Source organism: Pseudomonas sp. BR20 (assembly GCF_050780135.1).
In the GTDB taxonomy this organism is placed as follows: Bacteria; Pseudomonadota; Gammaproteobacteria; order Pseudomonadales; family Pseudomonadaceae; genus Aquipseudomonas.
This window is the reverse complement of the sequence record NZ_CP172012.1, coordinates 5,118,315-5,136,523: the sequence shown is the minus strand read 5'-3', so window position 1 is coordinate 5,136,523 and position 18,209 is coordinate 5,118,315. Positions and strand designations below refer to the sequence as shown.

General features: G+C 61.5%; 19 protein-coding genes. 1 reads left to right on the top strand and 18 read right to left on the bottom strand.

Annotated features, from left to right (window positions below):
* Window positions 1–3 precede the first annotated feature (3 nt).
* The 16 genes from hemN to ccoN (ACHPFG_RS23525) form a co-directional block, all read right to left on the bottom strand.
* Window positions 4–1,386: an oxygen-independent coproporphyrinogen III oxidase gene (hemN, locus tag ACHPFG_RS23600; RefSeq protein ID WP_431700567.1), complete on the bottom strand. Its 1,383-nt coding sequence runs from the start codon at window positions 1,384–1,386 to the stop codon at window positions 4–6.
* A 102-nt stretch (window positions 1,387–1,488) separates the two neighbouring features.
* On the bottom strand, window positions 1,489–2,172 hold the full coding sequence (locus tag ACHPFG_RS23595) for a sulfite exporter TauE/SafE family protein (RefSeq protein WP_131699655.1): 684 nt from the start codon (window positions 2,170–2,172) through the stop codon (window positions 1,489–1,491).
* Window positions 2,165–2,383 carry a cbb3-type cytochrome oxidase assembly protein CcoS gene (ccoS, locus tag ACHPFG_RS23590; RefSeq protein ID WP_053132914.1) on the bottom strand — a complete coding sequence of 73 codons (219 nt, stop codon included), beginning with the start codon at window positions 2,381–2,383 and terminating at the stop codon, window positions 2,165–2,167. The genes ACHPFG_RS23595 and ccoS overlap by 8 nt, the downstream gene beginning before the upstream one ends.
* Window positions 2,384–2,405: 22 nt before the next feature.
* Window positions 2,406–4,856, bottom strand: a complete 2,451-nt coding sequence (locus ACHPFG_RS23585) for a heavy metal translocating P-type ATPase (RefSeq protein WP_431700566.1) — start codon at window positions 4,854–4,856, stop codon at window positions 2,406–2,408.
* Window positions 4,857–4,864: 8 nt separating this feature from the next.
* A complete protein-coding gene (locus ACHPFG_RS23580) occupies window positions 4,865–5,404 on the bottom strand; it encodes a FixH family protein (RefSeq protein WP_131699653.1) in 540 nt (179 codons plus the stop codon).
* 34 nt (window positions 5,405–5,438) lie between these two features.
* Window positions 5,439–6,866: a cytochrome c oxidase accessory protein CcoG gene (gene ccoG / locus ACHPFG_RS23575; RefSeq protein ID WP_431700565.1), complete on the bottom strand. Its 1,428-nt coding sequence runs from the start codon at window positions 6,864–6,866 to the stop codon at window positions 5,439–5,441.
* Between the two features lie 207 nt (window positions 6,867–7,073).
* A complete protein-coding gene (locus ACHPFG_RS23570; protein ID WP_053132925.1) occupies window positions 7,074–7,484 on the bottom strand; it encodes a type II toxin-antitoxin system VapC family toxin in 411 nt (136 codons plus the stop codon).
* Window positions 7,484–7,738, bottom strand: coding sequence for a type II toxin-antitoxin system Phd/YefM family antitoxin (locus ACHPFG_RS23565; protein ID WP_027603731.1), 255 nt, complete (start codon window positions 7,736–7,738; stop codon window positions 7,484–7,486). The genes ACHPFG_RS23570 and ACHPFG_RS23565 overlap by 1 nt, the downstream gene beginning before the upstream one ends.
* A 176-nt stretch (window positions 7,739–7,914) precedes the next feature.
* A complete protein-coding gene (ccoP, locus tag ACHPFG_RS23560) occupies window positions 7,915–8,892 on the bottom strand; it encodes a cytochrome-c oxidase, cbb3-type subunit III (RefSeq protein ID WP_065946875.1) in 978 nt (325 codons plus the stop codon).
* Window positions 8,889–9,074, bottom strand: coding sequence for a CcoQ/FixQ family Cbb3-type cytochrome c oxidase assembly chaperone (locus ACHPFG_RS23555; RefSeq protein ID WP_003193169.1), 186 nt, complete (start codon window positions 9,072–9,074; stop codon window positions 8,889–8,891). Before ACHPFG_RS23555 ends, ccoP (ACHPFG_RS23560) begins: the two co-directional genes overlap by 4 nt.
* Before the next feature lie 6 nt (window positions 9,075–9,080).
* A complete protein-coding gene (gene ccoO / locus ACHPFG_RS23550) occupies window positions 9,081–9,689 on the bottom strand; it encodes a cytochrome-c oxidase, cbb3-type subunit II (RefSeq protein ID WP_003193167.1) in 609 nt (202 codons plus the stop codon).
* On the bottom strand, window positions 9,689–11,131 hold the full coding sequence (gene ccoN, locus ACHPFG_RS23545) for a cytochrome-c oxidase, cbb3-type subunit I (RefSeq protein ID WP_131699650.1): 1,443 nt from the start codon (window positions 11,129–11,131) through the stop codon (window positions 9,689–9,691). Before ccoN (ACHPFG_RS23545) ends, ccoO (ACHPFG_RS23550) begins: the two co-directional genes overlap by 1 nt.
* A 350-nt stretch (window positions 11,132–11,481) precedes the next feature.
* Window positions 11,482–12,429 carry a cytochrome-c oxidase, cbb3-type subunit III gene (gene ccoP / locus ACHPFG_RS23540; RefSeq protein ID WP_431700564.1) on the bottom strand — a complete coding sequence of 316 codons (948 nt, stop codon included), beginning with the start codon at window positions 12,427–12,429 and terminating at the stop codon, window positions 11,482–11,484.
* Window positions 12,426–12,626, bottom strand: coding sequence for a cbb3-type cytochrome oxidase subunit 3 (locus tag ACHPFG_RS23535; protein ID WP_145337008.1), 201 nt, complete (start codon window positions 12,624–12,626; stop codon window positions 12,426–12,428). The genes ccoP (ACHPFG_RS23540) and ACHPFG_RS23535 overlap by 4 nt, the downstream gene beginning before the upstream one ends.
* Window positions 12,627–12,629: 3 nt before the next feature.
* Window positions 12,630–13,238 (bottom strand): cytochrome-c oxidase, cbb3-type subunit II, encoded by a 609-nt coding sequence (gene ccoO / locus ACHPFG_RS23530; RefSeq protein ID WP_090400253.1) that lies wholly within the window; start codon window positions 13,236–13,238, stop codon window positions 12,630–12,632.
* 10 nt (window positions 13,239–13,248) lie between these two features.
* A complete protein-coding gene (ccoN, locus tag ACHPFG_RS23525) occupies window positions 13,249–14,673 on the bottom strand; it encodes a cytochrome-c oxidase, cbb3-type subunit I (RefSeq protein WP_131699647.1) in 1,425 nt (474 codons plus the stop codon).
* 79 nt (window positions 14,674–14,752) lie between these two features.
* On the opposite strand from ccoN (ACHPFG_RS23525), the gene ACHPFG_RS23520 reads away from it, so the two are divergent.
* Window positions 14,753–15,445, top strand: a complete 693-nt coding sequence (locus ACHPFG_RS23520) for an alpha/beta family hydrolase (protein WP_431700563.1) — start codon at window positions 14,753–14,755, stop codon at window positions 15,443–15,445.
* Between the two features lie 93 nt (window positions 15,446–15,538).
* Here ACHPFG_RS23520 and ACHPFG_RS23515 read toward each other — a convergent pair whose 3' ends face one another.
* Together ACHPFG_RS23515 and ACHPFG_RS23510 are read right to left on the bottom strand one after the other, a co-directional pair.
* Window positions 15,539–17,104 (bottom strand): methyl-accepting chemotaxis protein, encoded by a 1,566-nt coding sequence (locus ACHPFG_RS23515; RefSeq protein WP_431700562.1) that lies wholly within the window; start codon window positions 17,102–17,104, stop codon window positions 15,539–15,541.
* Between the two features lie 103 nt (window positions 17,105–17,207).
* Entirely contained in the window at window positions 17,208–17,999 is a 792-nt protein-coding gene (locus ACHPFG_RS23510) for a CPBP family intramembrane glutamic endopeptidase (RefSeq protein WP_431700561.1), read from the bottom strand.
* Window positions 18,000–18,209: the final 210 nt, after the last annotated feature.

Sequence of the window (18,209 nt, the reverse complement as noted above, 5' to 3'; positions counted from 1 at the left end):
CGCTCAGATCACCCGTGAAAATCGTTGCCGGTTCTGGTGCTCCAGGTAGGCATCGAACACCATGCACACCGAACGCACCAGCAGCCGCCCAGCTGGCAGAACCTTGATGCGCTGCGCATCCAGTTCGATCAGGCCGTCTTGCGCCATGGTCTCAAGTTGCGGCCAGACTTCGTCGAAGTACCCACGAAAATCAATATTGAACGCCTGTTCGATCTGCTCGAAGGCCAGGCTGAACGTGCAGATCAACTGCTGGATCACTTCCCGGCGCAAGCGATCGTCGGTGGTGCAGATCAAGCCGCGGCTGGTGGCCAGTTGGGCGCTGGCCAGGGCGTTCTGATAGCCGTTCAGGTCACTGCTGTTCTGGCAATACAGGTCGCCGATCTGGCTGATGGCTGACACGCCGAGCCCGATCAGATCGCAATGGCCGTGGGCGGTGTAGCCCTGGAAGTTACGTTGCAGCGTGCCTTCTTCCTGGGCAATGGCGAGTTCGTCGTCCGGCAGGGCGAAGTGATCCATGCCGATGTAGCGGTAGCCGGCCTGGGTCAGTTGCTCGATGGTGGTTTGCAGCATCAGCAGTTTGGATTCCGGCGACGGCAACTCCTCGCTGTTGATCCGTCGTTGGGGCATGAAGCGTTCCGGCAAATGCGCGTAGTTGAACACCGACAGGCGGTCCGGCTGCAGCTTGATCACTTCCTCCACGGTGCGCGCGAAGTTGATCGGCGTCTGCTTGGGCAGGCCGTAGATCAGGTCGATATTGATCGAGCGAAACTGCAGGGTGCGCGCGGCGTCGATCACCGCGCGGGTTTCTTCCAGGCTTTGCAGGCGGTTGACCGCCCGCTGCACGTCCGGGTCGAGGTCTTGCAGGCCGATGCTCACGCGGTTGAAGCCCAGTTCACGCAGCAGGCCCATGGTCGCCCAGTCGGCTTCGCGGGGGTCGATCTCGATGCTGTAGTCGCCGGAGTCACCGTCGAGCAGATTGAAGTGCTGGCGCAGGCTGCCCATGACCTGGCGCAGTTCGTCGTGGCTGAGAAAGGTCGGGGTGCCGCCGCCGAAGTGCAATTGCTCGACTGATTGTTTCGGGTCGAGGTGGCAGGCCACCAGCTGAATCTCCTGCTCCAGGCGTTGCAGGTAGGCCTGGGCGCGGCCACGGTCCTTGGTGATCACCTTGTTGCACGCGCAGTAGTAGCAAATATTCGCGCAGAACGGCACATGCACATACAGCGATAACGGTCGCGTGGCCTTGCGGCTTTCACGCAGGGCGTGGAGCAGGTCGAAGGTGCCGACCTGGCTGTCGAATTGTACGGCGGTGGGGTAGGACGTGTAGCGCGGTCCCGCCAGGTCGTAGCGTTGAATCAGATGTGGGTCCCAACGAATGGCGTCGAGCATGCGGGCATTCCCCGGATAGGCTAGTGAGCCGAGTCTAGGGGCGTGGCCGATATGGCATCTTGATTTGCGTCAACGGGGAGCGGCGCTATGCCACATGGCCTTTTAGTGGCCCATTAGCCAGTGCTGATGCGGACCTGGTAGGGTCCAGATACCGAAAATAATCACCAGCAGGCCACCGGCCATACGCACGCTGCGCTTGCGCAATAACGCGGTCACGCGTTCGGCCGCCAACCCGGTCGCCAACAGTACCGGCCAGGTGCCTAAGCCAAAAGCCAACATCAGCAACGCACTGTCGAGTGCATTGCCCTGGCTGGCGGCCCACAGCAGGGTGCTGTACACCAACCCGCACGGCAACCAGCCCCACAGCGCGCCCAGCAGCAGCGCGCGGGGCAGGCTGGACACCGGCAGCAAACGGTTGGCGACGGGCTGTATGTAGCGCCACAGGCCGCGCCCGAGGCTTTCGATACGGGTGAGGCCGCTCCACCAACCGGCCAGGTACAGGCCCATGCAGATCAACAGCAACCCGGCGAGCACGCGCATGAACAGGGCCGCCGGGCTGTTGGCCACGGCCCAGCCCGCCAGGCCGATCAATAACCCCGCAGTGGCATAGCTGAGGATGCGCCCCAGGTTGTACGCCAGCAGCAGGCGGAATCGGCGGCTGCGTTGTTCCTTGGGAATCGCCAGGGTCAGCGCGCCCATCAGCCCGCCGCACATGCCCAGGCAATGGCCGCCGCCCAGCAGGCCCAGGATCAGCGCAGAGACCAGCAGCGGCGCCAGCTCAAGCATGGGGTGGGTCTTTGGGCGTGGGCGGTTGCTCGGGGCCGTTGGCTTCGTCGACGGCCGCGAGGTGGTTCGGGTCCTGGTCGTCGAACAGCACGCTGTGGGCCGGGCCGTCGAGGTCGTCGTACTGGCCGCTGTCCACGGCCCAGAAGAAGATGTAGATGGCCACGCCCACTAACAGCAGCGCCGCCGGAATCATCACGTATAAAGCTGGCATCTGCACTCCATGCCCGCGCGGTTCAAGCCGGCAGCGGGCGGGTTACCAAAGGGGCGCTTGTGGCCTGCGCACTCGGCACGCGAGTCAGGCGCAGGGCGTTGAGCACCACGGTCAACGAACTGAGGGACATGCCGATCGCCGCCCAGATCGGGGTGATCCAACCGAGGGCGGCAAACGGCAGCATAAGGCCATTGTACAACCCGGCCCACAGCAGGTTTTCAATGATTACCCGGCGGGTGCGTCGTGCCAGGGTAAAGGCCTGTACCAGCGCGTCGAGGCGGTTGGACAGCAGCACCGCATCGGCGCTGGTCTTGGCCAGGTCGGTGGCCGAGCCCATGGCCACGCTGATGTCGGCGGCTGCCAGTACCGGCACATCGTTGACGCCGTCGCCGAGCATCAGCACCTTGCGGCCTTCCTTGTGCAACTGTTGCAGCACGTGCAGCTTGTCGTCGGGGCGCAGGCCGCCGTGGGCTTCATCGATACCCAGTTCAGAGGCGACGCTGGCGACCATCGGCGAACTGTCCCCCGACAGCAGCAGCGTACGCCAACCGCGCGCCTTGCAGGCGGCCAGCAGGGCCGGGGCATCGCTGCGCAGGCGGTCGTCGAGGACGAACCAGGCAAGGGCGCCATCGCTGTCGCCCAGCAGCAGCCATTGGCCGTCATCCTCCGGAGAGGCGGGAATCGGGCAACCACTGAGTGCGCAGACAAACCCCGGCTGACCGATACGCAACTGGCGTGTGCCGACACGTCCTTCCAGGCCGAGGCCGGGGGAGCTGAGCACCTCGTCAGCGGCCAGCGGCGCACGGCCAAAGGCGCGGGCAATCGGGTGTTCGGAGCGGTTTTCCAGGGCGGCGGCGAGGCCCAGGCATTCGTCGCTGTTCAGGGCGGCCAGCGGCCGGATCGCTTTCAGCGCCAGGCGGCCTTCGGTGAGGGTGCCGGTCTTGTCGAAAATCACCGTGTCGATCTGGTTCAGGCCTTCGAGCACATGGCCACGGGTCAGCAATAGCCCGAGTTTGTGCAGGGTGCCGGTGGCGGCGGTGAGGGCGGTCGGCGTGGCCAGGGACAACGCACACGGGCAGGTCGCGACCAGCATCGCCAGTACAATCCAGAACGCCCGCGATGAATCCAGCTCCCACCACAGCAGGCCGATCACTGCCGCGGCAATCAGCGAACACAACAGGAACCACTGCGCGGCGCGGTCGGCGATCTGCGCCAGACGCGGTTTTTCGGCCTGGGCCCGCTCCAGCAGGCGCACGATGGCGGACAGGCGGGTCTCGTGGCCCAAGGCGCGCACTTCGACGGTCAGCGCGCCTTCGACGTTCAGCGTGCCGGCGGTGACGGCATCACCGGTTTGGCGCGGCAGCGGCAGGTACTCACCGGTGAGCAGCGACTCATCGATGCTGGACCGGCCATCGAGGATCACCCCATCTGCCGGCAGCACCGCGCCCGGATGCACCAGCACGCGGTCGCCCAGTGCCAGTTCGCTCAAAAGAATACGTTCGCTCTGGCCGTCATCCTTGAGGCGCAGGCACGACGCGGGCAGCAGGTTGACCAACTGCGCGGTGGCGGCGGCCGTGCGCTCCCGGGCACGGCGCTCCAGGTAGCGACCGGCCAGCAGGAACAGCGCAAACATGCCCACCGCATCGAAATACAACTCGCCCACGCCGGTGATCGCGGTCCAGATCCCGGCCAGATAAGCCCCGCCGATGGCCAGGGACACCGATACGTCCATGGTCAGGTGACGCGTTCGCACGTCGCGCATGGCACCCTTGAAGAACGGCGCACAGCTGTAGAACACGATGGGCGTTGTCAGAAACATCGCCACCCAGCGCAGGATCACATGCAGTTCGGGGCTCAGGTCGATATTGAATTCCGGCCAGGTGGCCATGGTCGCCATCATCGCCTGGAACCACAGCAGCCCGGCGACCCCCAGTTGGCGCAGGGCCAGGCGGTTTTCGCTGGCCAGTTGTTCGGCCGCACGGTCGGCTTGATAAGGGTGCGCGGCGTAGCCGATATGGCGCAGTTCACTGAGCACCTGGCTCAACGGCAATTGCCCGTCGGCCCAGCGCACCTGCAGGCGATGGTTGGACAGGTTCAGCCGCGCCTCGGCCACGGCGGGCAGGCTGCGCAGGTGTTTTTCGATCAGCCAGCCACAGGCGGCGCAACTGATGCCTTCCATCAACAGGGTGGTTTCGGCGAGGTCGCCTTCGTGGTGCACGAAGGGTTTTTGCACGTCGGCGCGGTCATACAGCGCCAGTTCGTCCACCAGTTGCACCGGCAGCGTCTCGGGGTTGGCCGAGGCTTCGCTGCGGTGCTGGTAATAGCTTTCCAGCCCACCGGCCACAATCGCTTCGGCCACGGCCTGGCAGCCGGGGCAGCACAGCTCGCGGCGCTCGCCGAGGATCACGGCGGTGAACCGACTGCCGGACGGGACGGGCAGGGCGCAGTGGTAGCAGGGGGTTGGGCTGGTCATGAGCGCTGCTATTTTTTCAGGTCTTCAGCACCCTGCAACGGTTCATCACCCAGCAGCAAGTCCTTGTCGTGGCTGACTTCTTCTTCCTCGAACAGGCGCCAGGTCTTGTCGCCTTCCACGCCCAGCAATTCCACGAAGCGACGGCCTTCGACCTTGTCGGTGACCTGGCCGATGTAGCGGCCCGGTTCGCTGTCGCTGCGGGTCAGGTTGATCTTGCGATCCTTCTCTGGCTGGGTCGGGGAAATCAGGTTCAGTTCCAGGGTGTTCGGGTTGCTGTAGCCGGTGAGTTGCAACTCGACTTCACCGGTCAGCTCATCCAGGTGCAGCTTGGCGCGCAGTTGCAGGGTCTGGGCCAGCCGTTCGCGGTCCAGGGAGCGGTTGATGCCTTTGCCGGCCTCGTAGTAGTTGTCGTTGACCAGGTTGTCCGGATTGTTCACCGCGATGGTCACCATGGACAAGGTCAAGGTCACCGAGCAGGCCAGAATCCCAATGATGATCCAGGGCCAGAGGTGCTTGTACCAAGGGCTTGCGGCAGTGGCTTGGGGCATTGTTCTGCTCTCTATTAACGAAGCTTTCTATTTATTAACGAACCTGGGGGCCGATGAATCGGCTCTTGGCTTCAATATGGATGCTGGTGTCATCGGCATCCTTGAGGATGAACGTCACCTCGTTGGTACTCGACGGCAGTTGCTCGGGCGAACTCGACAGTTCCACCGGCATGCTGACGATGTCACCGGCCGCCACTTTGATTTCACGTCGGCCTTGCAGCTTGAGGTCCGGCAGGCCGGCGGCGTCGAGCACGTAGGTGTGGTCGCGCTGGTCTTTGTTCATGATCTTCAGGCTGTAGACGTTTTCGATGCGCCCTTCGGCGTTTTCGCGGTACAGCACGCGGTCCTTGCTCACGTCGAAGCCCACCAGCGAACGCATGAAGAACGCCCCGGCCAACAGGCTCATCATCGCCAGCAACACCAAGGCATAACCGATCAGGCGTGGGCGCAACTTGTGGGTTTTCTGCCCTGACAGGTTGTGCTCGGTGGTGTAGCTGATCAGGCCGCGCGGGTACTCCATCTTGTCCATGATGTTATCGCAGGCGTCGATACAGGCGGCGCAACCGATGCACTCGATTTGCAGGCCGTCGCGGATGTCGATACCGGTGGGGCATACCTGTACGCACATCGTACAGTCGATGCAGTCGCCCAGGCCCTGGGCCTTGTAATCGGCACCTTTTTTACGCGGGCCACGCACTTCGCCACGGCGTGGATCGTAGGAGACGATCAGGGTGTCCTTGTCGAACATCACGCTTTGGAAGCGTGCGTACGGGCACATGTAGATGCACACCTGTTCGCGCAGCCAGCCGGCGTTGCCATAGGTGGCGAGGGTGAAGAAGCCGACCCAGAAATACGACCAGCCATCGGCCTGGCCGGTGAAGAAGTCGAACACCAACTCGCGGATCGGCGAGAAGTAGCCGACGAAGGTCATGCCGGTGGCAAAGCCGATCAGCAGCCACAGCGTGTGCTTGCTGAATTTGCGCAGGAACTTGTTGGCTCCCATCGGCGCCTTGTCCAGCTTGATGCGCTGGTTGCGATCACCTTCGGTGACCTTCTCGCACCACATGAAGATCCACGTCCACACGCTTTGTGGGCAGGTATAACCGCACCACACGCGGCCGGCGTACACGGTGATAAAGAACAGGCCAAACGCCGAGACGATCAGGATGCCCGAGAGCAGGATGAAATCCTGGGGCCAGAAGGTCGCGCCAAAAATAAAGAATTTACGTTCCGGCAGGTTCCACCATACCGCCTGGTGGCCACCCCAGTTCAGCCACACCGTGCCGAAGTAGAGCAGGAACAGGCCGGCGCCGCCGAGCATGCGCAGGTTGCGGAACAGGCCGGTGAAGGCACGGGTGTAGATTTTCTCTCGCGACGCGTAGAGGTCGACGCTCTTACCTTCAGGGCTATTCGAGATTTTGGCAGGCGGGGTAACGTCATGTACCGGTATCTGGTTGGTCATCATTGCATCCCACGGCGGTGGAGATTTGCCTCGGCCAGTACGTGCCAACCGGGGTCAAATTAAGGGTGTTGCAGTGGCGTAATGATACGCCCCCGCTGGCGCTCAAAGGGTGCGACCTTTGGTCGCATTGGGGGAAATCAATTGATGGTGTACGTGATCTGGATCAATTGACTTGTGAAGTATGGACGGTTTTCGTGGGGGAGGCGGTCATTCGTCCCAAGGATTGATCAGTGGAACACCGCTGGATTTGAAGTCGCTGACGTTGCGCGTGACAACCGTGAGCCCATGCACCAGCGCGGTCGCGGCAATTAATGCATCACTTTCATTGGCTCGGTCCGGCACATGCAAGTGTGCGCAACGCAACGCGACTGCAGCATCGACGGGTAGGATTCTGGCATCAAAGGCCGGCATCACATGACGCTTGAGCCAGGTTCGCAACACCTTCCCCTGAGCCGGGTCTCGCCGCTCAATGCGCAAGACCCCGGTTTCCAATTCTTTAAGGGTGATTGCCGAGATAAACATACGCGGTGCAATGACACTTTTGGCCCAGGCGACCACGTTCGCATCAGCCTGGGGTTTACGCAGTTCAGAGATTACGTTGGTGTCGAGTAGATACATCAAGAAAGGTCCACGGGGCGATGAGTGATCACGGCACGTTCGGTTTCAAAGTCGATATCGGCCGCTTCCGGCATCACCAGCAGGTCAACGATGTTGGCATTGAGACCTGTCAGCTTTTGGTAGTCCTCAATGCTTAGCAGTACATGGGCAGGCTTGCCGCGATCGGTGATAAAAACCGGGCCTTGGCGAGCGGCTTTTTTGGCACCGCTTGTGTCTTGATTGAATTCGCGGCTGGAAATGGTGGTGAAAGTCATGGTGCGCCTCCCCTGGAGTGGGCTGAATGTAGTTACGTTACTACTTCACCTTTGCTAGCCACAAGCTTAAAGCTACAAGCGGTCAACGTGCTTTTCCCATGCGAGCTGTCGCTTCATTGGAAACGAAAAAGCCCCGCCAGCTTTCGCTGGGCGGGGCTCTTTTGTTTCCGAGAGCCTTACTGCTCGTCAGCCTTCTTATCCCCATGGGACAAGCTGTAAACATACGCCGCGAGCAAGTGCACCTTGTCGTTGCCTTGCAGTTGTTCCTGCGCAGGCATCTGGCCCTGGCGACCCCAGCGGATGGTCTGTTGCAGTTGGGCGAAGCTCGAACCGTAGATGAATGCACCCGGGTGGGTCAGGTCTGGCGCGCCCATGGCGGGAGTGCCTTTGCCGGCCGGGCCGTGGCAAGCCACGCAGTTGGCGGCGAAGAGTTTTTCGCCATTGGCTACATCAGCCTTGACGCCTTCCGGCAGCTTGCGGCCGTCGAGGTTGGTGACGACGAACGCGGCAACGTCGCTGACGCCTTGCTCCTTGAGGATGTCCAGCCAGGCCGGCATGACAGCATGGCGACCTTTCATGATGGTTTCCTTGATGGTGGCAGGCTCGCCACCCCAGCGCCAATCGGCGTCGGTCAAGTTGGGGAAACCGTAGGCGCCCTTGGCGTCGGAGCCGTGGCACACCGAGCAGTTGGAGGCGAACAGGCGGCCGCCCATCTTCAAGGCTTGCGGGTCCTTGGCGACGTCTTCAATCGGCATCGACGCAAATTTGGCGAAGATCGGCCCGAACTTGGCGTCCGACCTGGCCATTTCCTTTTCCCATTCGTGCACGCCGGTCCAGCCGGTCTGGCCGTTGGCGAACGGGGTTTGCTTGTCGTTGTCGAGGTAGTTGTAGCCCGGCAGCAGTCCCTTCCAATTGCCCAGGCCGGGGTACAGCACCAGGTAGCCAAGGGCAAAGATGATGGTGCCGACGAACAGCATGAACCACCATTTGGGCAGCGGGTTGTCGTACTCCTCGATGCCGTCGAACGAGTGGCCGACGGTCTCGTCGGTCTGCTCGGCGCGCTGGCCCTTGCGGGTCGACAGCAGCAGCCAGGTCAAGGCGAAGATGGTACCCAGGCTCAGGACTGTGACGTACAGACTCCAGAACGTAGTCATTCTTTGTTACTCCTAGAAGCTTGCTCCACGTGCTTGATGGCTTCGGGATCATCCGCAAAGGGCAACATGGTCGCGTCGTCAAACTCCGACTTGCGCCGGGGACTGAACACCCACAGCGCCAGGCCAATAAAGGCCACCATCACCACAACGGTGCCCAGGCCTCGAATCATCCCGATATCCATGAAGAATCACCGTTTGCTTTTGATGATGGTGCCCAGGCCTTGCAGGTAGGCCACCAATGCGTCCATTTCGGTCTTGCCCTTCACGGCTGCGGCTGCACCGGCGATGTCTTCGTCGGTGTAGGGCACGCCCAGGGTGCGCAAGACTTCCATCTTCTTCGCGGTGTCCTTGCCGTCGAGCTTGTTTTCCACGAGGAACGGGTACGCCGGCATTTTCGACTCAGGCACCACGTTGCGCGGGTTGTACAGGTGCGCACGCTGCCAGTCATCGGAGTAACGCCCGCCAACACGCGCCAGGTCCGGGCCGGTGCGCTTGGAACCCCACAGGAACGGGTGGTCCCACACGCTTTCACCGGCGACCGAGTAGTGGCCGTAGCGTTCGGTTTCGGCGCGGAACGGGCGGATCATCTGCGAGTGGCAGCCGACACAACCGTTGGCGATGTAGACGTCGCGGCCTTCCAGTTCAAGGGCAGTGCGCGGCTTCATGCCTTCGACCGGCTTGTTGGTCACGTCCTGGAAAAACAGCGGAACGATCTGGGTCAGGCCGCCGATGCTCACGGCGATGACCATGAAGAAGGCCAGCAGGCCGATATTCTTCTCGACTACTTCATGCTTCATCAGTGGGCTCCCACAACGGCGATCTTGGCGGCGGCTTCGGCTTCTGCCGGGTCCGAGGCACGCACGGTGCGCCAGACGTTGTAGGCCATTAACAGCATGCCGCTGGCAAAGAACGCACCACCAATGGCGCGGACGATGAAGCCTGGGTGGCTGGCTTGCAGCGCTTCGACAAAGGAGTAGGTGAGGGTGCCGTCATCGTTGATTGCACGCCACATCAGGCCCTGGGTGATGCCGTTGACCCACATCGAGGCGATGTAGAGCACGGTACCGATAGTGGCCAGCCAGAAGTGCGCGTTGATCAGCCCGACGCTGTGCATCTGCACGCGGCCGAACAGTTTGGGGATCATGTGGTACAGCGCGCCGATGGAGATCATCGCTACCCAGCCGAGGGCGCCGGCGTGTACGTGGCCGATGGTCCAGTCGGTGTAGTGGGACAGCGAGTTGACGGTCTTGATTGCCATCATCGGCCCTTCGAAGGTCGACATGCCGTAGAACGCCAGGGACACCACGAGGAAGCGCAGGATCGGATCGGTGCGCAGCTTATGCCAGGCGCCCGACAGGGTCATCATGCCGTTGATCATGCCGCCCCAGCTCGGGGCCAGCAGGATGATCGACATCGCCATGCCCAGGGACTGCGCCCAGTCCGGCAGCGCGGTGTAGTGCAGGTGGTGAGGACCGGCCCAGATGTAGAGGGTGATCAGCGCCCAGAAGTGCACGATGGACAGGCGGTAGGAGTAAATAGGACGTTCGGCCTGTTTCGGCACGAAGTAGTACATCATCCCCAGGAAACCGGTGGTGAGGAAGAAACCCACCGCGTTGTGGCCGTACCACCACTGGATCATCGCGTCCGTTGCCCCGGCGTAGGCCGAGTAGGACTTGAACAGGCTGACCGGCAACGAGGCATGGTTGACGATGTGCAGCATCGCCGTCACCAGGATGAAGGCACCGTAGAACCAGTTACCCACGTAGATGTGCTTGGTATTGCGCTTGACGATGGTGCCGAAGAACACCACCGCGTAGGTCACCCAGACGATGGCGAGCAAAATCGCGATCGGCCATTCCAGCTCGGCGTATTCCTTGGTGGTGGTGTAGCCCAGCGGCAAGGTGACGATGGCGCCGACGATGACCGCTTGCCAACCCCAGAAGGTGAAGGCTGCAAGGCTGTCGGAGATGAGTCGCGTCTGGCAGGTTCGCTGCACGACATAGTAGGAGGTGGCAAACAATGCACATCCGCCGAAGGCGAAAATCACCAGGTTGGTGTGCAGCGGGCGCAGGCGGCCGAAGGTTGTCCATGGCAAGCCGAAATTCAATTCCGGCCAAACCAGTTGCGAGGCGATGAACACCCCGAGCCCCATGCCAAGGATCCCCCAGACCACCGTCATGATGGCGAACTGGCGGACTACCTTATAGTTATAAGCAGTCGGACTGATTGCTGTGCTCATTCTAAGGTTCCACGGTTTAGGTTTTTTTATAGGTAAAATTCGGCCGCAAGTATGTAGAAAGCAAGGGGCCATTGCAACGCAAGGCTGACCTGTGTCAATGCGTTCCACGCCAGATTCTGCGCCCTTTCCATGTTTGGCGTAAGGATAAAATCCGAAATCGAAAACTGATCAAGTGGACAGGAAATTTTGGGGTTCGCAACGACTGTCGTCGCGTACGCCAGGATCGGTCCGCTGTGCAAGCAAGCGTAGACCCGAATGGCAGGAGGGGAAAGGTGTGCTTTGGAAGGGTGCGACACTTGGTCGCGTAGCGCGGTAGAGCTGCCGCCCCAAATTGGGGCGGCAGTCAGGTGTTACTGAGCGGGGCTTTCTGGCGTTGCACCATCAGCGTTATGGGACAGGCTGTAAACGTAGGCGGCGAGCAGGTGCACTTTGTCATTGCCCTGCAGCACTTCCTGCGCTGGCATCTGGCCTTGGCGGCCGTGGCGAATGGTCTGCTGCAACTGCGCGAGGCTGGTGCCGTAGATGTAACCGGCAGGCAGGGTCAGGTTCGGCGCGCCCATGGCTTCCATGCCTTGGCCTTGCGGACCGTGGCAGGCCACGCAGGTGGTGTTGAACGTGGCTTGGCCGGCAGCCAGGTCGGCAGTGCTGTCGGCCGGCAATGGCAACTTGGCGATATCGTGACGCACATAGGCCGCGACGTTTTTCACGCCCTCGTCGCCCAGCATCTCACCCCAGGCCGGCATCGCCGCGTGGCGACCGTTCATGATGGTGGTCTTGATCGCTTCGGCCGAACCGCCCCAACGCCAGATGTTGTCAGCCAGGTTTGGAAAGCCGAATGCGCCCTTGGCATCCGAGCCATGGCACACCGCGCAGTTGGAGGCGAACAGGCGGCCGCCCATTTTCAGCGCTTGCGGGTCTTTGGCGACTTCTGCCACGGGCATGGCTGAGAATTTGGCGAAGATCGGTCCGAACTTGGTGTCGGCCTTGGCCATCTCCTTGTCCCACTCCTTGGCCGATGTCCAGCCGTCTTCATAGCCCGGCAACACGCCTTTCCAGTTGCCCAGGCCCGGGTAGAGGATCAGGTAGCCGACGGCAAACACCAGGGTGCCGGCGAACAACATGAACCACCACTGGGGCAGGGGGTTGTCGTATTCCTCGATACCGTCGAAGGCGTGGCCCATGGTCTGGTCGACACTGCCCTTGGTCTCGCCCTTGCGGGTGGCGAACAACAGCCAGGTCAGGCCGATCAGGCTGCCGATGGTCAGTACGCAGATCCATGTACTCCAGAAGGTAGTCATGGCCGGTTGCTCCTTGTTGCAGGCTCTTGGTGAGCGTCGGATGGCGAAGGTTCATCGGCGAAGGGCAGCAGGCGCGCTTCCTCGAATTCCGCGTTGCGCCGGTTGTTGAATACCCACAGCGACAGGCCGATAAAGGCGATGGCGACCACCAGCGTGCCGAGGCCGCGGATGGTGCCCGCATCGAATTCAAATCCCATGGCTCACCTCTTGCTCTTGATGGCTGTGCCGAGTACTTGCAGGTACGAAACCAGCGCGTCCATTTCGGTCTTGCCCTTGAGGCTGGCCACGGCGGCACTGATGTCGTCGTCGGTGTACGGCACGCCGAGGGTGCGCATCACTTTCAACTTGGTCTCGGTGTGGCTGTTGTCGACCGCAGCCGTGACCAACCATGGGTAGGCCGGCATTTTCGACTCAGGCACTACGTTGCGCGGGTTGTACAAGTGCGCGCGGTGCCAGTCGTCCGAGTAGCGTGCGCCGACGCGTGCCAGGTCTGGCCCGGTACGCTTGGAGCCCCACAGGAACGGGTGGTCCCACACGCTTTCACCGGCGACCGAGTAGTGGCCGTAGCGCTCGGTCTCGGCGCGGAACGGACGGATCATCTGCGAGTGGCACTGTACGCAACCTTCACGGATGTAGATGTCGCGGCCTTCCAGTTGCAGCGCGGTGTAGGGCTTCATGCCTTCGACCGGCTTGTTGGTCACGTCCTGGAAGAACAGCGGGACGATCTGGGTCAGGCCGCCGATGCTCACGGCGAGCACCATGAGCAGCATCAGCAGGCCGACGTTTTTTTCAATCGTTTCGTGTTTCATCACTGACTCCTCAGGCCATCTGCGCGACAGGGGCGGCTTCGACAGGTTGTGCCGAGCGCACGGTGCGCCATGTGTTGTAAGCCATCAGCAACATGCCGCTGAGGAACACCGCACCACCCACCAACCGCACGATGAAGCCTGGGTGGCTGGCCACCAGGGTTTCGACGAAGGAGTAGGTCAAGGTGCCGTCGTCATTGATCGCACGCCACATCAGGCCCTGGGCGATGCCGTTGACCCACATCGAAGCGATGTAGAGCACGGTGCCGATGGTCGCCAGCCAGAAGTGCGCGTTGATCAGGCCGAGGCTGTACATCTGCTCACGACCGAAGACTTTCGGGATCATGTGGTACAGCGCGCCGATGGAGATCATCGCTACCCAGCCGAGGGCGCCGGCGTGTACGTGGCCGATGGTCCAGTCGGTGTAGTGGGACAGCGAGTTGACGGTCTTGATCGCCATCATCGGCCCTTCGAAGGTCGACATGCCGTAGAACGCCAGGGACACCACCAAAAAGCGCAGGATCGGGTCGCTGCGCAACTTATGCCAGGCGCCCGACAGGGTCATCATGCCGTTGATCATGCCGCCCCAGCTCGGAGCCAGCAGTACCAGCGACATCACCATGCCCAGCGACTGTGCCCAGTCCGGCAGCGCGGTGTAGTGCAGGTGGTGAGGACCGGCCCAGATGTACAGGGTGATCAACGCCCAGAAGTGCACGATGGACAGGCGATAGGAATACACCGGACGCTCGGCCTGTTTCGGCACGAAGTAGTACATCATCCCGAGGAAACCGGCGGTGAGGAAAAAGCCTACCGCGTTATGTCCATACCACCACTGCACCATGGCATCCGTCGCACCGCCATACAGCGAGTAGGACTTGGTCAGGCTGACCGGGATTTCCAGGTTGTTGACGATATGCAGGATCGCCACGGTGATGATGAACGCACCGAAGAACCAGTTACCGACGTAGATATGCTTGGTGGTGCGCTTGGCCACGGTGCCAAAGAACACAATGGCGTAGGCCACCCAGACGATGGTGATCAGGATATCGATCGGCCATTCCAGCTCGGCGTATTCCTTGGAGCTGGTGTAACCCAGCGGCAAGGTGATTGCGGCCAAAAGAATGACCAACTGCCAGCCCCAGAAGCAGAACGCGGCGATTTTCGGCGCGAACAGCTGGGTTTGGCAGGTACGCTGCACCGAGTAGAAGGAGCTGGCGAACAGCGCACAGCCACCAAACGCGAAGATCACCGCGTTGGTGTGCAGTGGGCGCAGGCGGCCGAAGCTGGTCCAGGGCAAGTCGAAGTTGAGCGCGGGCCAAACCAATTGGGCGGCGAGAAAAACCCCGAGCCCCATGCCGACGATGCCCCACACCACCGTCATAATGGCGAATTGGCGGACCACCTTGTAGTTATAGGCGGTACTTAAAGTAGTGTTCATGGTTCCCCATCCACGGTTCAACCCAAGCAGATGCGGCACTTGGGCTGGAGTTATAGGCAGACTGAATAGCGAGGCAAGCATGGGCAAAGAGCACAAGGCCAGTATTGACGGGGATCAATGGGCGCAGTGTGTACGGGAACATGGCTGGCTTTGGGATGTCGCGTCGGGCACTGCTTCGGGTGATTGCGTGACGCTGATCCTGGCCCACGGCGCGGGTGCACCGATGGACTCATCCTTTATGAACGACATGGCTGCACGCCTTGCCGGGCATGGCGTCAACGTGTTGCGCTTCGAGTTTCCCTACATGGCTCAACGTCGATTGGACGGCGGTAAACGCCCACCCAACCCGGCGCCGAAACTGTTGGAGGCGTGGCGCGGGGTGTATGCCGAGGTGCGACGTCATGTCGCTGGGAAACTGGCCATTGGCGGCAAGTCCATGGGTGGGCGCATGGCGAGTCTGTTGGCGGATGAATTGGCGGCCGATGGGCTGGTGTGCCTGGGGTATCCGTTCTATGCAGTGGGGAAACCGGAGAAACCCAGGGTCGAGCACCTGGCCGGGCTGAACACGCCGACGCTGATTGTGCAGGGCGAGCGCGATGCCTTGGGTAATCGGGTGGCGGTGGAGGGCTATGATTTGTCGCCGAGCATCGAGGTAATGTGGCTGGTGGCGGGGGATCATGACTTGAAGCCGTTGAAGGCTTCAGGGTTCAGCCATGAGCAGCATTTGGAGGCTGCGGCCGTGCAAGTGGCTGAGTTTCTCAGCGCCTGTTAGGGCCAATCGGGAGCAAGCCCCCTCCCACATTCGACCGCATTCCAAGGGATGTAAGCGGTTAACTGTGGGAGGGGGCTTGCTCCCGATAGCGGTCTACCTGTTGAAACGCTCGACCAACGAATACTGGGTATTCGCCGTATGCGTCAGCTCTTCACTCAACTGCGCCGAGTTCATCGCCTGCTCCGAAGTCTGATCCGCCAACAGCGCAATGGTGCTGATATTACGGCTGATCTCTTCGGCCACCGAGCTTTGCTCTTCGGTGGCGGCTGCAATCTGGGTGGTCATGTCGGTGATATGTGCCACCGCTTCACTGATGCCCACCAACGCCTGATCCGCCTCCATCACCCGCGCCACACCTTCTTCGGCCTGGCGATGCCCGGCATCCATGGTTTGCACGGCGGCGGCAGCGGTTTGCTGCAGCTTGGCGATCAGGGCATGGATCTGCCCGGTCGACTCCGTGGTGCGCTGCGCCAGTTGGCGGACTTCATCGGCGACCACCGCAAAACCACGGCCCATCTCTCCGGCACGCGCCGCTTCAATGGCGGCGTTGAGCGCCAGCAGGTTGGTTTGGTCGGCAATGCCTTTGATCACGTCGACTACGCCGCCGATCTCATCACTGTCCTTGGCCAGTTGGGTGACGGTCACGCCGGTCTCGCCCACGGCCACCGACAGACGCTGAATCGCCTCGCGGGTTTCCCCGGCAATAGAGCGACCGCGACCGGTCAGGCGATTGGCTTCCTGGGTAGCATCGGCGGTGCGCTGCACATGGCTGGCCACTTCCTGGGTGGTCGCCGCCATCTGGTTGACCGCAGTGGCCACCTGCTCGGTTTCCACGCGCTGGCGTTCCAGGCCGCTGGAGCTGTTATGCGCCAGGGTGTTGGACTGCGCCGCTTGATCGTTGAGGTGCTCGGCAGTGTCCTGCAAACGCGTCAGGCAGGTCTTCAGACGCGCCTCCTGGCTGAGGATCGACATCTCCAGGCGTGCCTGGGCGCCACGGCTGTCGGTGTACATCTGTGCGATCAAGGGGTCGGACGTGGTCTGCTCGGCCAGACGCAGCAAGCGCTTGAGACCGCGCTGTTGCCAGCTCAGGCCCAGCAGCCCCAATGGCACCGACAAACCCGCCGCCAGGGCAAAGCCCCAGTGGGAATTCAGCGACGCACCGATCATGAAGCTCAACTGGCTGATCAGGATAAACGGCAGCCAGTCCTGCAGCACCGGCAACCACTTGTCCCGCTGGGGAACGGCCGACTTGCCCTGGTTGATGCGTTGGTAGAGCGCCTCGGCACGGCGGATCTGCTCGGCAGTGGGCTTGATGCGCACCGATTCGTAGCCGACCACCTGATTGCCTTCGAAGACCGGCGTCACATAGGCGTTAACCCAGTAGTGATCGCCCGTCTTGCAACGGTTCTTAACGATGCCCATCCATGGCAAGCCTTGTTTGAGCGTGGTCCACATATGCCCGAACACGGCCGCTGGCACGTCCGGGTGACGGACCAGATTGTGCGGCGCACGCACCAGTTCGTCGCGAGAGAACCCACTGATTTCAACGAAAGCGTCGTTGCAGTAGGTGATCACGCCTTTGGCATCTGTCGTGGAGATCAACCGTTGCTGAGCGGGGAAGGTACGTTCGCGCTGGGTAACGGGTTGGTTATTACGCATGATTGTTCAATCCGCAAGGCTTTCAATGGGTATCGGCGGTAACGGGGGTTTATTTAACTTATTTTTGCAACAATCGGCGGATTGCTCGTTTCTGGAGGTGGTGTCAACCCGCTAGCATCGGATAGGTAAACAACCCGAAGTGAAGCAGATTCAAGCCAAAGTGCGTGGCAATCGCCGCACCCAGCCCGCCAAACCGATAAGCCAGGCCATAACCGACCCCGGCGATGCTCGCCAGCAGTACCCAATGCCACCCCGCGCCCACGTGCACCAGCCCGAACAGCAGCGACGCCAGCAGCAGCGCGAGGTTTTCGCCGTAGGGCAACTGTTTGAAGCGCCGGCTCAAGCCGCCTTGAATGTAGCCACGGAACAGCGCTTCTTCCACCAGGGTCACCAGCAGCAGGTTATTGAGCACCCACAGCCAGGCCTGGTCCGGCCATTTCGGTGCCCAACTGATCACGCCCAGCAAGGCTGCGCCACCCAGAGCGATGATGGCGGTCAGCGCCAGCGCCAACGCGGTGACGCAGATCGACAAGCGCAACGTACGCCGCGCCACAATCCACGGGCAGGCCAGCAACAACCAAAAGCCAATCAACGGCTTGTCCTGGTTCAGGTACATCGAGAACGGCACGGCATCAGGCGTGAGGCGCTGCGGGTCAATGCCGCGTCCGTTGTAGAACCCCGGCAACCAGTGCATTGCCAGGCTCAGGGCCAGTACGATAAACAGCCCGTGGCCGAGGTTGCGTGCCCACGGCGTGCGTTGCTGGCGTACGGCATAGCCGGCGATCAACAGCAGGGCGATGGACACCAGCGCCAGCACGCCCAGTTGCCCGTAGGCCAAGGCCAGCACATAGCCGATGGAAAGCAGCGTCAGGTACAGCCAGGGCAATGCGAGCATGGGGATTCCTTGGGAAAAACCGGTCGGCATTATAGCGACGGCCCGCGCGCCGGAACGTGAAAACGCCTCCACGCAACAGGGTTTGGGCAAGTGATTGCAAAACATGTCATCGCCTGGTTATAGTCCTCACGTCGTTATCCCTTCAAAAAGATCAGCACATGCCAGCTTCCCTGCGCATAGCGGTAGTCGATTCAGCGGTCAACGCTGTGG

Bases quoted from the DNA above. Each gene is read 5' to 3' on its own strand.
- hemN (WP_431700567.1), bottom strand. From the start codon at position 1,386: ATGCTCGACGCCATTCGTTGGGACCCACATCTGATTCAACGCTACGAC.
- ACHPFG_RS23595 (WP_131699655.1), bottom strand. From the start codon at position 2,172: ATGCTTGAGCTGGCGCCGCTGCTGGTCTCTGCGCTGATCCTGGGCCTG.
- ccoS (WP_053132914.1), bottom strand. From the start codon at position 2,383: ATGCCAGCTTTATACGTGATGATTCCGGCGGCGCTGCTGTTAGTGGGC.
- ACHPFG_RS23585 (WP_431700566.1), bottom strand. From the start codon at position 4,856: ATGACCAGCCCAACCCCCTGCTACCACTGCGCCCTGCCCGTCCCGTCC.
- ACHPFG_RS23580 (WP_131699653.1), bottom strand. From the start codon at position 5,404: ATGCCCCAAGCCACTGCCGCAAGCCCTTGGTACAAGCACCTCTGGCCC.
- ccoG (WP_431700565.1), bottom strand. From the start codon at position 6,866: ATGACCAACCAGATACCGGTACATGACGTTACCCCGCCTGCCAAAATC.
- ACHPFG_RS23570 (WP_053132925.1), bottom strand. From the start codon at position 7,484: ATGTATCTACTCGACACCAACGTAATCTCTGAACTGCGTAAACCCCAG.
- ACHPFG_RS23565 (WP_027603731.1), bottom strand. From the start codon at position 7,738: ATGACTTTCACCACCATTTCCAGCCGCGAATTCAATCAAGACACAAGC.
- ccoP (WP_065946875.1), bottom strand. From the start codon at position 8,892: ATGACTACGTTCTGGAGTCTGTACGTCACAGTCCTGAGCCTGGGTACC.
- ACHPFG_RS23555 (WP_003193169.1), bottom strand. From the start codon at position 9,074: ATGGATATCGGGATGATTCGAGGCCTGGGCACCGTTGTGGTGATGGTG.
- ccoO (WP_003193167.1), bottom strand. From the start codon at position 9,689: ATGAAGCATGAAGTAGTCGAGAAGAATATCGGCCTGCTGGCCTTCTTC.
- ccoN (WP_131699650.1), bottom strand. From the start codon at position 11,131: ATGAGCACAGCAATCAGTCCGACTGCTTATAACTATAAGGTAGTCCGC.
- ccoP (WP_431700564.1), bottom strand. From the start codon at position 12,429: ATGACTACCTTCTGGAGTACATGGATCTGCGTACTGACCATCGGCAGC.
- ACHPFG_RS23535 (WP_145337008.1), bottom strand. From the start codon at position 12,626: ATGGGATTTGAATTCGATGCGGGCACCATCCGCGGCCTCGGCACGCTG.
- ccoO (WP_090400253.1), bottom strand. From the start codon at position 13,238: ATGAAACACGAAACGATTGAAAAAAACGTCGGCCTGCTGATGCTGCTC.
- ccoN (WP_131699647.1), bottom strand. From the start codon at position 14,673: ATGAACACTACTTTAAGTACCGCCTATAACTACAAGGTGGTCCGCCAA.
- ACHPFG_RS23520 (WP_431700563.1), top strand. From the start codon at position 14,753: ATGGGCAAAGAGCACAAGGCCAGTATTGACGGGGATCAATGGGCGCAG.
- ACHPFG_RS23515 (WP_431700562.1), bottom strand. From the start codon at position 17,104: ATGCGTAATAACCAACCCGTTACCCAGCGCGAACGTACCTTCCCCGCT.
- ACHPFG_RS23510 (WP_431700561.1), bottom strand. From the start codon at position 17,999: ATGCTCGCATTGCCCTGGCTGTACCTGACGCTGCTTTCCATCGGCTAT.